The sequence below is a fragment of the Aquiflexum lacus genome (assembly GCF_015476655.1).
Classification (GTDB): domain Bacteria; phylum Bacteroidota; class Bacteroidia; order Cytophagales; family Cyclobacteriaceae; genus Aquiflexum; species Aquiflexum lacus.
Genome location: NZ_JABFHF010000082.1, coordinates 1 through 702, shown reverse-complemented (window position 1 = coordinate 702; position 702 = coordinate 1). Strand labels below are relative to the sequence as shown.

The window sequence follows — 702 nt, the reverse complement described above, 5'->3', positions numbered from 1 at the left end:
ACTACAATTATAGCGGTGACCTTGGTGAATGGATACACGTAGCCGCTACTTTCGACGGCACTACGAGCCGAATCTTTGTCAACGGCACAGAGGATGTTTCCGCGAGTTATGCACCGTTCAACATAGGTACCACTTCTGGAGACCTTGTCATTGGGGCGGTCGGTACGATACAGCGATTCAACGGGGGGATTGACGATCTCAGGCTTTACGGAAGAGCATTGGAAGTATCGGAAATCTTCGAACTCTTTGACGGAGAGGTTCCATTGCCGGGGGTTCCCCAGCTTGTGGCACCTGCCAACGGGGCAGCTTCTGTTATTGTTCCGGAGGTACAGTTCTTATGGCTTGCATCAGAATTTGCCCTCGGTTACCAGCTACAGCTTGCCACCGACCCGGGTTTTGGTCAGATTATACTGGATACCGAAACAGCCGATATTTCTCTCAGCACTGACGTGCTTCTTGCCGATACAGATTACTTCTGGCGGGTCAGATCCCTGAATACAGGTGGTAGCTCCGATTGGTCAGAGATCAGAAGCTTCTCCACAGTGCCGGAAGGCGAAACTCCTGATGGTCCTGTTGGCCACTGGAAGATGGACGAGGGATCAGGAAATATACTTGTGGATCATTCCGGTAACGGAAACGATGCGACCATTCAGAATACCATTGGGGTGACATGGACGCAGGGGGTCATGGGACTGGCACTTG

General features: G+C 51.9%; 1 protein-coding gene. It reads left to right on the top strand.

Translation table 11 applies throughout. The annotated features are described in order from the left end of the window. Positions 1–702: LamG domain-containing protein (locus HMJ38_RS25120; protein WP_228780274.1), on the top strand; the 702-nt coding region annotated here is incomplete at both ends.